Source organism: Sphingobacterium haloxyli (genome assembly GCF_002980525.1).
Taxonomy (GTDB): domain Bacteria; phylum Bacteroidota; class Bacteroidia; order Sphingobacteriales; family Sphingobacteriaceae; genus Sphingobacterium; species Sphingobacterium haloxyli.
Genome location: NZ_PVBQ01000003.1, coordinates 337,566 through 350,912, shown reverse-complemented (window position 1 = coordinate 350,912; position 13,347 = coordinate 337,566). Strand labels below are relative to the sequence as shown.

12 protein-coding genes are annotated in these 13,347 nt (G+C 41.0%); 8 read left to right on the top strand and 4 right to left on the bottom strand.

The window, feature by feature from the left end:
- Positions 1 to 102: 102 nt before the first annotated feature.
- Positions 103 to 1,047 (bottom strand): homoserine O-acetyltransferase MetA, encoded by a 945-nt coding sequence (metA, locus tag C5745_RS05385; protein ID WP_105715951.1) that lies wholly within the window; start codon positions 1,045 to 1,047, stop codon positions 103 to 105.
- Positions 1,048 to 1,466: 419 nt separating this feature from the next.
- On the opposite strand from metA, the gene C5745_RS05380 reads away from it, so the two are divergent.
- A complete protein-coding gene (locus tag C5745_RS05380; protein WP_105715950.1) occupies positions 1,467 to 1,892 on the top strand; it encodes a hypothetical protein in 426 nt (141 codons plus the stop codon).
- Positions 1,893 to 1,960: 68 nt separating this feature from the next.
- On the opposite strand, the gene dnaB is transcribed toward C5745_RS05380, so the two are convergent.
- A complete protein-coding gene (dnaB, locus tag C5745_RS05375; protein WP_105715949.1) occupies positions 1,961 to 3,541 on the bottom strand; it encodes a replicative DNA helicase in 1,581 nt (526 codons plus the stop codon).
- Positions 3,542 to 4,141: 600 nt separating this feature from the next.
- Here dnaB and ubiE point away from each other — a divergent pair.
- The 3 genes from ubiE to C5745_RS05360 are packed head-to-tail and all read left to right on the top strand — an operon-like array spanning position 4,142 to position 6,165.
- Positions 4,142 to 4,882, top strand: a complete 741-nt coding sequence (ubiE, locus tag C5745_RS05370; RefSeq protein ID WP_105715948.1) for a bifunctional demethylmenaquinone methyltransferase/2-methoxy-6-polyprenyl-1,4-benzoquinol methylase UbiE — start codon at positions 4,142 to 4,144, stop codon at positions 4,880 to 4,882.
- A gap of 15 nt (positions 4,883 to 4,897) precedes the next feature.
- Positions 4,898 to 5,662 carry an SDR family NAD(P)-dependent oxidoreductase gene (locus C5745_RS05365; protein WP_105715947.1) on the top strand — a complete coding sequence of 255 codons (765 nt, stop codon included), beginning with the start codon at positions 4,898 to 4,900 and terminating at the stop codon, positions 5,660 to 5,662.
- Positions 5,663 to 5,715: 53 nt separating this feature from the next.
- Positions 5,716 to 6,165, top strand: coding sequence for a GatB/YqeY domain-containing protein (locus C5745_RS05360; RefSeq protein WP_105715946.1), 450 nt, complete (start codon positions 5,716 to 5,718; stop codon positions 6,163 to 6,165).
- A 30-nt stretch (positions 6,166 to 6,195) separates the two neighbouring features.
- Here the strand turns inward: C5745_RS05360 and C5745_RS05355 are convergent, their stop codons facing one another.
- Positions 6,196 to 7,158, bottom strand: a complete 963-nt coding sequence (locus tag C5745_RS05355; protein WP_105715945.1) for a GNAT family N-acetyltransferase — start codon at positions 7,156 to 7,158, stop codon at positions 6,196 to 6,198.
- 3 nt (positions 7,159 to 7,161) lie between these two features.
- Positions 7,162 to 7,995, bottom strand: coding sequence for a 1-acyl-sn-glycerol-3-phosphate acyltransferase (locus C5745_RS05350; RefSeq protein ID WP_105715944.1), 834 nt, complete (start codon positions 7,993 to 7,995; stop codon positions 7,162 to 7,164).
- Between the two features lie 192 nt (positions 7,996 to 8,187).
- Between C5745_RS05350 and C5745_RS05345 the strand changes: the two genes are divergently transcribed.
- From C5745_RS05345 to bamA, 4 genes are all read left to right on the top strand, one after another.
- The gene (locus C5745_RS05345; protein ID WP_105715943.1) at positions 8,188 to 8,850 is read left to right on the top strand and encodes a CBS domain-containing protein; all 663 of its coding nucleotides are present in this window, start codon (positions 8,188 to 8,190) and stop codon (positions 8,848 to 8,850) included.
- Positions 8,851 to 8,904: 54 nt separating this feature from the next.
- Complete coding sequence (locus tag C5745_RS05340; RefSeq protein ID WP_105715942.1) at positions 8,905 to 9,798, top strand: NAD kinase; 894 nt, start codon at positions 8,905 to 8,907, stop codon at positions 9,796 to 9,798.
- 93 nt (positions 9,799 to 9,891) lie between these two features.
- Positions 9,892 to 10,629, top strand: coding sequence for an isoprenyl transferase (locus tag C5745_RS05335; RefSeq protein WP_105716037.1), 738 nt, complete (start codon positions 9,892 to 9,894; stop codon positions 10,627 to 10,629).
- 124 nt (positions 10,630 to 10,753) lie between these two features.
- Positions 10,754 to 13,342: an outer membrane protein assembly factor BamA gene (gene bamA / locus C5745_RS05330; RefSeq protein ID WP_105715941.1), complete on the top strand. Its 2,589-nt coding sequence runs from the start codon at positions 10,754 to 10,756 to the stop codon at positions 13,340 to 13,342.
- The last annotated feature ends 5 nt before the right edge of the window (positions 13,343 to 13,347 follow it).

Genomic DNA, 13,347 nt, shown 5'->3' with positions numbered 1-13,347 from the left:
CGGAGGGAGAAAAATAGTCAGGTCGCGGAAACCGGGCGTGCCGCGTACCTGACTACTTCCTTTTATTCTTTCGAACCGTACCCTTTACGAAGCCGATCAGCATTACCCCTGTAGCTTGATCTCCCCCAGATTTGGGACGTCTTTTAAATCAAATGGCGTTGCTTGGTAAACGTAGTAATTCAGCCAATTGTTGAATAATAAGTTCGCATGGCTTGTCCAGCGCACCAACGGGGGGTTATCGGGATTATTATCCACATAATAATCAGTTGGCATAACAATGTTTAGTCCTTTTTCCAAGTCTCTCCTATATTCATCATCCAAGGTGAGCGGTGCATATTCAGAATGACCGGTGAAATAGAACTCGCGCCCTCCTCTAGAAGAAAGAATAGCAAGCCCTGCGTCACTTGATTCGGACAAAATAGAGATCTCATTCCTATTTGTTACCGATGTTTTTAATATAGTAGTGTGACGACTGTGGGGAATAAAAAATTCATCATCAAACCCCCTGAATAGCGGATGCCGTTTCTCGGTAGCCGTATGCTTGAATACGCCGAACAATTTTTCTTCTAAAGGCGATTTCTCTACACCGTAGAAATGATAGAGCGCCGCTTGAGAAGCCCAACAGATATATAATGTGGAAGTAACATGGGTTCTCGCCCAATCAAATATGCTCTTAATCTCCTCCCAATAAGATACTGCCTCAAAATCCATCATCTCCACCGGTGCTCCGGTGATGATCATACCATCATAGAAATCATCGCGCACTTCACTAAATCCCTTGTAAAACATTTCCAAATGCTCCTCAGGTGTATTTTTTGAAGTATGGGTGTCCAGCCGTACAAATTCTATTTCGACTTGTAAAGGATTGTTGGACAACAGCCTTATGAAATCAGTCTCCGTCGTTATCTTAAGGGGCATTAGATTAAGAATAAGCACACGCAACGGGCGAATGTCCTGTGCCGCAGCTTGTAAATCGCTCATCACAAATATATTCTCTTTCTCCAAAAGTTGAATAGCTGGAAGATTATCTGGTATCTTGACTGGCATACTATTTCCCTCGCTTAAGTTGATCTAAAAACTGACTGCAAAAATATAAAGAATTAACCGGAAGAAAAAACATCCTGTAGTAAACACCTTCCAAACTCATTAAAGATGATACGTCCACATACGCACACCTTTTGTTCATATCCGAACAACCTGCAAAACAAAGAAAATCACAAATAGCTCATAATGAAACATTTCATTTTTTGGCAATGCGATTGGATAGTATCGGACAGAAGATATGGACAATAAAACCATAATGATAATCAGCAAAAAATTTCACCGAGCATTAGGCTGGCTTTACCGAGAAATATCAAATACTGGTCTAATTGAAGTTTCGTTCTATACAGCATGCAGCTAACTTTGAATCATCAATAGATCAGAAAAAGGAAGATAAATATTATACACATTAAAAACTTAATACAATGAAAACGACATTCGCAACCATCGCAACAGCATTTATTGTGCTGACATCATTCAATTCTTTTGCAGCCAAAAAAGTCAACCCTCTGCGAGATCTTAATTCGATCAACATCGTCCTTACTTATCTCGAGGCGGCAACCGCTGGCAGCATTGAATTCAACAAGTTCCTGTTTTCGGACGACTTCGAATACCGAAACACCGCTAACAATGTATGCTACAACAAAAAGACGTACACTAGTTTTTTAAAGAAGAACAAAGGTTTGAGATTCAATTGTGAAACGACCTACGAGATGCTTGATGAGTGTGGTAAAGCATGTGTCGCTAAAGCCATCATGAAATTCGATAATTTCACACGTATAGATTACATTACACTGAACCACAGCCAAGACGGGTGGAAAGTAAGTAAAGTGGTAACGACTTACCCATAGGAACCGGGTATTTGTTTCAATGTTTAGTTTAGTGAAAAGCCTACGGTATGTAGGCTTTTTTATTAATTTTAAAACGGAGCGTCGTCCGGCATATCGTTCATTCGTGAAGGCATGGTAATGCCTCCGCCACCAAAACCATCTGCTCCACCAAAAGCATCAGAAGGCCCCATTGCAGAAAAGTTATCTCCTCCTGCAAAGGAATCCGCACCTCCGAAATCCTCTTCTAAATCCACGAATTTAACGTATTTCCCGATGAAACGCAACGGTACAATACCTGTCTCACCATTCCGATGCTTCGCTATAATAACCTCGCCCACCCCTGCGGTAGGACGTCCCTCTTCGTCTTCCGTGAGCCCATAATACTCTGGTCGATAAAGGAATAGCACCATATCCGCGTCCTGCTCGATAGATCCCGACTCCCGCAAATCTGACAACATGGGGCGTTTACTATTTCCTGGACGTGATTCCACCGCGCGGCTTAACTGAGAAAGGGCTAATACTGGGATGTTCAGCTCTTTCGCAACAGACTTCAGCGCACGGGATATGCTACCGATCTCCTGTTCGCGATTACCTCCGCCTTTTCCTTCACTTTTTCCATGCATTAACTGTAGATAATCCACAATTACCATTTGAATATCATGTTGAGCTTTCAAACGTCGACATTTCGCCCGGAATTCGAAAACATTTAGCGCCGGCGTGTCATCAATGATAAGAGGTGCTTCTGTTAATCTCCCTATCCGGGAATGCAATTGTTGCCACTCATGGTCGGCAAGGTTTCCTTTTTTTAGCTTTTCCTGTTCGATTTCTGTTTCGCCAGCTATCAGACGATTAACTAACTGCACTGACGACATCTCCAGTGAGAACACCGCCACCGGACGTTGGTGGTCTACCGCCGCATTTCGTGCGACCGATAATACAAACGCTGTTTTCCCCATGGCAGGACGTGCAGCAATAATGACCAAGTCGGAGGGCTGCCAACCAGATGTCATGCGGTCTAACGCCGTTAATCCAGAAGGAATACCGGTCAATCCGTCCGTACGGTCACGAAGCGCTTCTAAATTGGTGATTGCTTCCCGCATTATGTCGTCCATTTTTCGCGAATCACGACGCAAATTATTTTGAGCGATATCAAATAGTGATTTCTCGGCATGGTCCAGCAAATCAAATATATCCGTCGTTTCGTCGTAAGAGTTATTGATAATTTCCGTGGATACTTTGATAAGCTCGCGCTGAATGTATTTTTGGGAAATTATACGGGCGTGGTACTCTATATTCGCGGCGGAAACAACCCTATCCGTCAATTGTGTTATATAATATGCCCCTCCCACCATTTCCAATGCGCCCATTTTTCTGAGCTCGGCAGTGACCGTTAATAAGTCAATAGGTGAAGTATGCTGAAACAAATTAAATATGGCTTCGTATATTTTCTGATGAGCCTCTTTATAGAATGAGTCCGGTTTAAGGATATCGATGACTTCGCTAAGCGCATTTTTCTCCAACATCAGGGCTCCCAAAACAGCTTCTTCCAAATCCAAGGCTTGCGGAGGCAATTTACCCAATCCACTGACTAAGTTATTAAGACTAGTCCGTTTCTTAGCAAAAGAAGTTTTGCCCCCTGCATTGTTCGAAAATTCATTCTCTATCGCCATTCCAAAAAATTTCTTCTGTTTATTGTTAGTGCTGATCGTAACGAAGTAACAAAAATATAAAAAATAAACAGGAACAATCTAACTATTTGTACACACTATCTAAGTAGCGCAAAAAAGGCCAGTTATAACTCCCTTGCGGATACGGCTTTCAATACAAATGTTTTCCACACCACGTTGTTAACAACGTGTGGAAACTAAAAAAAGTCTCTTTTAAGCCAATAAGTTATATAAATGTTAACAAATCCAGAGGGTGTTAAAAACTGTAATTGGGTATTACTTAAAGAAAAAATAGGCTTACCTGCATCCTTTAGATTAAGTACCAAACAGTTAATGAGGTTTAATGCATATCCTCCACTCTTCATTCGTCTTATATTTGAACTTTCTTTCGACCACATTCGAACCTTGTTCGCCCGTTAACGTGAATCTACCGGGAGTTTACCGAGGAATACACGGTAAATCCTCGGTAATACTTCGTTCATTGAGCGAAGCTGATCCGAAGAAAAGGCGAAACAAGTGTAGCGAGGATACGAAAATGGCGTTAAACCTGTCAGATTGAAAACGGCTCTAGCACGTTAAAATTCAATATCGTATCTTTGCTTTATGGCAAATGATATCCGAACAATAAAACCTTACAAAGCACAGGAAGGTGGAAAGAAAGAACAAGTAGCAAACATGTTCAACAACATATCTAAAACGTATGATATGTTGAATCGGATGATGACGATGGGGATCGACAGGATATGGCGCAGAAAAGCAATTCGGTCGTTACGCGGCATCCATCCACAGCTTATCCTCGACGTAGCTACGGGTACTGGCGACTTTGCCTTGGATTCTATTCGAATATTGAATCCTAAAAAAATTATAGGCGTGGATATTTCCGCGGGCATGCTAGATGTGGCCCGTGAAAAAATTGAAAAAAAAGGTCTACAAAAACAATTTGAGGTTCAGCTTGGCGATTCAGAGAAACTGCAATTCGCTGACAACACATTTGACGCCGTCACAGTTGCCTTCGGTGTTCGCAATTTTGAAAACCTTGAACAGGGACTCGCAGACATTCGTCGCGTATTGCGGCCGGGTGGTAAAGCTGTTATTTTGGAGTTATCCAACCCAACAATCTTTCCCATAAAACAGCTATATCATTTCCATTTTCATAAGTTGACCCCGGCATTGGGCAAATTGATATCAAAAGATTCACGCGCCTATTCATATCTTCCCGAGTCTGTCGCTAATTTTCCGGACGGTGAGCGATTTGCCGCCATTACCCAGAAGATCGGCTTTAAAGAAACAACAGTAAGGCCACAGACGTTCGGTTTCTGTACTATTTACGAATGCACAAAATGATAATTTTCAACGACAATGAGAACGGTACTTATAACGGGAGCAAGTTCGGGAATCGGTGAAGCTTGTGCGGAGGTTCTAGCGAGTGAACTAAAATACAGGCTATTGCTTTGCGCACGCCGCTTGGAACGATTGAAAGAACTTAAAAAGAAAATTCAATCTGCCCACCCCTCTTGCGAGATGTTTTGCTTTGAACTTGATGTACGCGAAAACAATGAAATAGAGAAAACATGGAAGAATCTTCCTGCCGAATGGCGGAACATCGATGTATTGATCAACAACGCGGGGCTTAGCCAAGGATTAGAACCTATACAAGACGGAAACATCGGTGACTGGGACCGGATGATAGACACTAACGTCAAGGGACTACTCTATGTTACCAAACACACTATCCCATTAATGAAAGGAAGCGAAGCCCCACATATCATTAACCTTGGCTCTATTGCAGGCAAAGAAGTTTACCCGAACGGAAACGTTTACTGCGCAACCAAGCATGCAGTAGATGCGCTGACAAAAGCTATGCGTATCGATTTGTTGGAAAGAGGGATTAAGGTCACTTCTATTGACCCAGGTATGGTTGAAACTGAGTTTTCCGAAATCCGTTTCAAAGGTGATAGAAAACGTGCAAAAAATGTATACCGGGGACTAAAACCACTATCGGGGAAAGACATAGCCGATATTATTGCTTTTGTACTTTCAAGACCAGCGCATGTTAATATCAATGATCTTTTGGTGATGCCTACAGCTCAGGCCAATGGAACGGCTATAATCCGTAATACCTGATCGGTGCTAGAAATAAACATTCATTTATAATTTATAACGCTTAACTCATAAAAATGTCATTAGAACAAACAATCAACCAGGATATTAAAACGGCCATGATTGCCAAAGACAACGTCAGGCTACGTGGTTTACGGGCTATAAAAGCGGCTATATTATTGGCAAAAACAGAAAAGACTCAAGTAGAAGATCTTAGCGAAGAGGGAGAAATCAAGGTCTTACAAAAATTGGCAAAACAACGCAAGGAATCGGGAGATATTTACAGAAATCAAAATCGGGACGATCTCTATCAAATCGAAATGGAAGAGCTTCAGGTGATAGAAGGATACCTACCTCAGCAACTAGACAGATCTGCTATTGAAGAGGTAATAAAAACTATTATAGCGGCGGTTGGAGCCACATCCGTCAAGGACATGGGAAAAGTAATGGGCGCTGCGAATCAACAACTCGCAGGAAGAGCAGATGGCAGAACTATATCAGAGGTGGTTAAGTCCTTGCTAACTTAGAGAAAAACAACAAAGAGCAAGGATACCTTCTTACCCTTGCTCTTTTATCCTTACCCTATCTTTATCTCGCTCGTAGGTAGTCATGTGCCGCTCTTTCTTGGCAGGATAAATATCTTCCAACGTAATCATGATGCCGGTTTCTTCTACCTCTCCAAATTCATCGTTCAATGCTGTACCAAATGTACGCATGGTCGGCGATAAATTCATATAGGTATTGATAAGCGGAGGAATATTTTCACCTAATTCCCGAATCTTTGTGTTTAGCAACTTATATCCTTCTTTATAGGCCAAATTGTCAAACATCCCAACAAAGGGAGTAACGTCTGTTTTATATTTTAAACTAAGATGTTCAAAAGGAACCACTAATTTGTCTCTGTCCGGAAAATAAAATTCCATGAAATAAATTAGCAAGTCACGCGCGGTTTCATTATAGTGCGGATACATGGTCACTTTTCCGAACAAGTATTTTACATCTGGATTAATAACCACTAGCGCCCCTAAGCCGTCCCATAAGTTGTCCAACGAAAATAGACCTTTTCTGTTATCAATGGAGGGCTGAAAACGAGGTTGAACCCATGAGCGTCCAAGTTCCAACGTGTAAGGCAAGAACTCTTTTTTAAATTTATCCGAAAAATGGAAATAATGTGCGGTCGAAAGATGAAGGTTTCCTTCCTTATCTATAGCATCTAAACATTTAATAACTCGATAACCGGCAATGATTTCCTCTTCTTCCGGGTTCCAAGCTATAAGTTGGTCGTAACTATATTCGCCTGTATCGTTCTCATCAATATCCAGAGGCAGCCCTGTCCCTCCCCCTGCTCCGCGAAAAGTGACCTCCCGCAAGCGGCCTATTTCACGCATAATATTAGGAGCAGAGTGATAGTTGATTAAATAAACCTCATTATTTCCATTATTGGTATAGCGTATAAAAGCATCCTGTGTTAATTCCGCTTTAATTAACGCTCTATCCACCGGTGGTATAATCTCCTGCATATATTATTTTTTGTCTCCCATTCTATATACTATCTCTCTCACGTGATGAGCCCATTCATGTTCACTCTTCGATTGATCAAATTCCTGGTAAGGAATTCGTTTTCCTATGCGAATGGTTACCGTATGGTTTCGTTGCGAAAACATCTCATCCGGCAAATATAACATCTCTATGTTTACTTTTAATCCTATTTTTTGCCTTAGTCTAGCTAAATTATAGAAAAAATTAGAATTTTTACCATCAATGTAAACAGGTACGATGTCTCGTTCGTACTTTTTTGCTTTTGAAATAAAGCTTTTCTTCCAGTCTAAATCTGCGATTTCTCCCTTTATCTTCCGTGAAACCAAGCCAGCCGGAAAGACTAACAGCGCATTATTGGATGCGTAAGCCTGCTCAATTGCCATAATCCCGCTCTTTGCTTGTCCCCCTATCTTGTTGACCGGAACGAAAAGAGGCTCAAGATTTCGGATATTCATCAATATGTCGTTTACTAGAAATTTTACATCTCGCCGATACTGACCTATCGCGTGCATAATAGCAATACCATCCAATCCCCCTAACGGGTGATTAGAGGCAAATATCACACTGTCGGTAACAGGGATGTTCTGCGCGTCATCTAATACTACTTTTACGCCCAAATCTGCAATTAACGCATCAACGAAATCTAATCCGTATAGATCCCCGAATCTGGTCATAATATCATTAATCTCATCTTCATGGATAACACGTTCCAAATAACTTATTAAGGGACTCGGGATCCATTTGGCCAACTTCGGGCTCTTTTTTCGAATTACTTCACGAATTTGAATAAACTTTACCTGCTCTTCTTCTCTGGCCATTTGCTTTTTAGTACGTCCGTGTTTGCATAATTGTTGGCGTAAAAATAATAAATTTAAATTTTAATGTTGTAAAAAGTTATTTACATGAAAAGTGCATATGGTAAAGGTAATATTGTTAATTTAGCATATAATTAAACAGGAATACAGAAAACGGTTTCAAGTTTCCTTTGTTTAATTTTAAAACAGTTCATCATGTATATAGGTGAAATTCTAGCAAAGAACTATTTTGACGTCCGGTCTGACGATAGCATTGGGTTTGCATTAGATAAAATGAACGAGCTTCATACTTCGCAGCTTCCTATTGTCGACGAACGAGATCTACTTGGAATCCTCACGGAAGACCACTTACTTTCTGCGCATGATGACACACAAATCCTAAGTAGCTTGGCAGTCTCCTTACGTTTTGTGTATTTATACGAATATCAGCATGTTTATAATGCGCTTCAGTATATGGACGCGCATCGATTAGAAATCCTTCCGGTTTTAGATAAAGATAACGGCTATAGGGGCGTCGTGACATTAATTGATCTATTATCCGCTATCAACGAGACATTAGGCAATAAAGACCTCGGGGCTATCATTGTGTTGGAGCTTGGAAAAAATGATGTATCGTTTTCGCATATTGCTCATATCTTTGAATCGGAAAATGTACATATACTCAATACCGCCCTCCGCGATATTCCGGACACTACCAAAATGGAAATGACGATTAAGGTCGACAAACAAAATATCTCGAGCGTAATTGCTTCTTTATGGCGCTTTGATTATGTTGTTAAAGCTACCTTCAACGATGGCAGCCAAGATTCAGACATCAAAGAACGCTATGATATTTTAATGAATTACCTAAATTTATAAAACTCACCTTAATTTAGCATCTTTGCGTAAAGTTTCGACAAAAAATCGCTTTCTATGCAACAAAAACCCATCGCTATATATGGTAGAGCTTTCAATTCATCCGTTGTTCCTTACGTTGAACAACTGTTTTCTTACCTAAAAGAAAAAGATATCACGGTCTATATTTACTCCGATTTCTATGACTTCTTAAGAGAACAATTGGATTGTCCGGATACTTTTTTGCGTTATTATAATCATCATGATCTACCGCAAGATATTTCGTTTTTGCTGAGCCTTGGTGGAGATGGAACGATGCTGTCCGCAGTATCACAGGTTAGGGACTCGGGTATTCCGATTGCCGGGATTAATTTTGGACGGCTCGGCTTTTTGGCTTCGATTCACAAAACAAGAATAATCCAGGCACTTGATGATATTCTCGCGGGACATTATACCTTGCAAACGCGGGATTTGTTAGCGGTGAACAGTGATCAGCAACAGATTTTCGGGGATGCTAATTTCGCGTTAAACGACATCACGGTTTTTCGTCACGATACCTCTTCCATGATTACAATCAATGTAACCTTGAACGGAGAACTTTTGAACGCTTACTGGGCAGACGGTATTATCATTGCCACACCTACGGGATCCACAGCTTACTCCCTAAGTTGCGGAGGCCCTATTATCATGCCAGGAAGCGGTAATTTTGTGATTACACCTGTCGCTCCCCATAATTTGAATGTGCGGCCAATTGTTATTTCCGCAGATAGCGAGCTAGAATTGGAGATTGAAAGTAGAACAGATAAGTATATTCTGAGCTGCGACTCTCAAAATGAAACCTTAACGACCACCACCAAATTGCATATTAAGCGCGCACCGTTCCGTGTAAATCTTATCCGTTTAGCATCTGATAGTTTTTTCGGCACGTTGCGTGAAAAGTTACTATGGGGATTGGATGTTAGAAACTATTAACAAGATATTTTAACACAATTTAATACTCCCTTATTGTTCTAAAACGTCTATCTTTACACCAGAAAATCCCCTATGGGGAAGTCCGTTAAAAAAATGAGTTTCAAACAAAAGATAAATCCTAAAGCGTTACCACAACACGTCGCTGTCATTATGGACGGCAACGGTAGATGGGCAAAAGGCTTTGGAAAATTGCGTATCTTCGGTCATCAGAATGGTGTGACCGCTGTTCGGGAAGCACTGGAAGGATGTATAGAGATCGGCGTACCCTATTTGACACTATATGCTTTTTCATCTGAAAACTGGAACAGGCCAAAGATGGAAATCACCGCATTGATGGAGTTACTGGTCGACACATTAGCAAAAGAAACCAAAACCTTTATAGAGAATGACATTCGCTTAAACGCCATCGGGAATATCAGTGATTTGCCCCGAAACTGCCAAGCTAAATTGGAAGACACCATAACGTTGACAAAAAACAATAGTAGATGTGTACTTACACTTGCATTGAGTTATGGTTCGCGGACAGAGATTATTGATGCCGCTAAATCTATCGCTAGGCAGGTAGCAGAAGGCAAGTTACAAGTGGACGATATTGATGAGAAAGTGTTCCAAAAAAATCTATACACCGTTGGGATACCTGATCCGGATCTCATGATCAGGACAAGCGGTGAACAGCGAATTAGCAATTATCTTCTTTATCAAATGGCGTATACAGAGTTTTGCTTTTTGCAGAAGATGTGGCCGGAATTCACACGTGAAGACCTTTTCGAGGCAATTTACAATTACCAGCAAAGAGAAAGAAGATTCGGCAAAACAAGCGAACAGCTATAACATTATATTTATTACCTTTGCACCGTCGATTCAAAGCCCGATTTAAAAGGCTGGTTATTAATTATTTCTTTTAACAAAAATTAACAAGAGATTGGTGTACTTTAGCACCGAGAAAATAGAATAAATGAAGCGCTTACTATATTTAATAACATTTACACTAGTTTTCGGAGGGCAACCATTATTCGCTCAAATCCCAGGAAACAATCCAATTAACCTAAACGATCCTGATGACATCAGCTATTTAGACCCTAAAAACTACATCATTGGCGGCGTACGTGTCTCCGGCACCGAGTACCTGGACAATGACGTCCTAGTTACTATTTCTAAACTTGTAGTAGGTCAATATATCGAAATCCCTAGCGAGGAAACAGCAAATGTTATAAAAACCTTGATGGCGCAGAATTTATTCGACGATGTACAGTTATATGCGGAAAGATTCGAAGGGGACAATGTCTATCTGGAAATCCGTGTCAGGGAACGTCCGCGACTTACACGTATTGAAATTGAAGGACTGAAAAAGGGAGAGAAAGAGGAAGTTCAAAAACGCCTAAACACCAGTTCGGGCAAGATTGTCAACGAGAATCTGTTAAAAACAACACGATCCACAATACAGAAATTTCTTCGGGAAAAATCGTTCCTGTATCCGGAAATAGAAATTACCACGAAAAAGGACAGTGCAGAAGCGAATAATGAAATTGTTATCGCCAATGTAACCAAAAACAAAAAAATTAAAGTTCACCGCGTGTATTTTGATGGCAATAAGGAATTTTCAGATCGTCAGTTACGAAAATACTTAAAAGGGGTAAAACCTCGCCGTTGGTACCGTATTTTTGGGCCAGGCAAATTTAAAGACGATAAATACAAAGAGGCAAAAGAAAACTTGGTTGCCAAGATGCAAGACAAAGGGTATCGAGATGCCCAGATTCTTGTTGATAGTATTTCGCGTTATGACAACAATGAAGTGGATGTGCATATTAACCTTCATGAAGGGCCCCGTTATTACATGGGCAACATTCAATGGTCCGGAAACTCTAAATACACAGATTCTCTTTTGAATTTGTTGTTGGGAATCGAAAAAGGGGATGTATATAGTGAGGAGAAACTGCACACCAAGTTGATGGGACCAACGCGCGCCAGCGATGACATCCTTTCTTTATATCAAAACGACGGCTACCTTACTTTCAACGTGCAGCCTATTATAAAACGTGTTTATAACGACACGGTGGATGTGGACATCGTGATAAGTGAAGGAAAACAATTCACGATTAACAATGTTATCGTCAAGGGAAATGATGTAACTAATGACCGCGTCGTATTGCGTTCCATCTATTCCAAACCCGGACAAAAATATTCTCGCGAGCTGATTATGCGCAGCATCCGCGAAATTTCTCAACTAGGTATGTTTGATGAACAAAAGATTCAACCTGACATTCCACAATCATCCATGAACTACGAAGAAGGAACAACGGATATTGTGTTCAATGTTGCCGAAAAGCCGTCTGACCAGGTTGAACTTTCAGGAGGATATGGTGCCGGACAAGTAATCGGTACCTTAGGTTTAACATTCAACAACTTCTCAACAAGCAACTTTTTCAAGAAGGATGCCTGGAAACCCCTACCTCGTGGAGACGGGCAAAAACTGAGTGTTCGCGGTCAAACGTCCGGAAAAAGATACCAGTCGTACAGTTTCTCCTTCTCTGAACCTTGGTTAGGTGGTAAGAAACCCATTTATTTTGGTTTGAGTGCTTATACATCCAGTTCTGCTATGTTTGGGTTTGATCCGTGGACTGGTAGGCAAGTAGTTGCCGACAGTGATCTTAGTCGTATCTGGATGACCGGGGTAACAGCTACGTTAGGTAAACGTTTGCAATGGCCGGATAATTATTTTCAGGTAAATACATCTTTATCTTTCCAACGTTACAAATTACAGAATTACGCAGGCTACTTTTTATACGATAACGGCACGTCGTACAACATGAATATCACGCAGGAAATCAGCCGAAATTCAGTGGATGCCCCCATCTACCCTACTTCCGGTTCACATTTCAAATTTTCCGTACAATTGACACCTCCGTACTCTGCGTGGAACAACATCAATTACCAGACAGATCCTGACCATATCAGATACAAATGGACAGAATACCATAAATGGAAATTTGACAGCCAGTGGTATACCAGAATTGTCGGTAAACTGGTTTTGAAAAGCCAGGCCCAGTTCGGCTATCTGGGGAATTATACAAACAGAACAGAAACATCTACTTTCGAACGGTTTAAACTTGGTGGTGACGGTATGATGGGCTTTGACTTTTTGCAAGGTTCCGAAATTATCGCTATGCGAGGTTATGCTAATGGTACCATCATACCCGAATCGACAGGATCACAAAACGACGGTACACGTAGAGCCATCAACTCCGGTAGCCCTATTTATGCGAAATATCAGTTAGAGCTTCGCCATCCTGTTATGCTGAATGAACAGGCTACAGTATTTGTTTTAGCTTTTGCAGAGGCAGGTAATACTTGGAATAAATTCGATGAGGTCAATCCATTTAAAATGCGCCGTTCGGCCGGGATAGGTGCACGGATCTTCTTACCTATTTTTGGTATGTTGGGGATAGATTACGGTCATGCCTTTGATCCGATTCCAGGCTTACAGTCTAGCCAATGGAAACAGAATTTTACATTCAGTATATTACAAAACATGGGCGGCTTTTAAACTTT

Bases quoted from the DNA above. Each gene is read 5' to 3' on its own strand.
- metA (WP_105715951.1), bottom strand. From the start codon at position 1,047: ATGCCAGTCAAGATACCAGATAATCTTCCAGCTATTCAACTTTTGGAG.
- C5745_RS05380 (WP_105715950.1), top strand. From the start codon at position 1,467: ATGAAAACGACATTCGCAACCATCGCAACAGCATTTATTGTGCTGACA.
- dnaB (WP_105715949.1), bottom strand. From the start codon at position 3,541: ATGGCGATAGAGAATGAATTTTCGAACAATGCAGGGGGCAAAACTTCT.
- ubiE (WP_105715948.1), top strand. From the start codon at position 4,142: ATGGCAAATGATATCCGAACAATAAAACCTTACAAAGCACAGGAAGGT.
- C5745_RS05365 (WP_105715947.1), top strand. From the start codon at position 4,898: ATGAGAACGGTACTTATAACGGGAGCAAGTTCGGGAATCGGTGAAGCT.
- C5745_RS05360 (WP_105715946.1), top strand. From the start codon at position 5,716: ATGTCATTAGAACAAACAATCAACCAGGATATTAAAACGGCCATGATT.
- C5745_RS05355 (WP_105715945.1), bottom strand. From the start codon at position 7,158: ATGCAGGAGATTATACCACCGGTGGATAGAGCGTTAATTAAAGCGGAA.
- C5745_RS05350 (WP_105715944.1), bottom strand. From the start codon at position 7,995: ATGGCCAGAGAAGAAGAGCAGGTAAAGTTTATTCAAATTCGTGAAGTA.
- C5745_RS05345 (WP_105715943.1), top strand. From the start codon at position 8,188: ATGTATATAGGTGAAATTCTAGCAAAGAACTATTTTGACGTCCGGTCT.
- C5745_RS05340 (WP_105715942.1), top strand. From the start codon at position 8,905: ATGCAACAAAAACCCATCGCTATATATGGTAGAGCTTTCAATTCATCC.
- C5745_RS05335 (WP_105716037.1), top strand. From the start codon at position 9,892: ATGAGTTTCAAACAAAAGATAAATCCTAAAGCGTTACCACAACACGTC.
- bamA (WP_105715941.1), top strand. From the start codon at position 10,754: ATGAAGCGCTTACTATATTTAATAACATTTACACTAGTTTTCGGAGGG.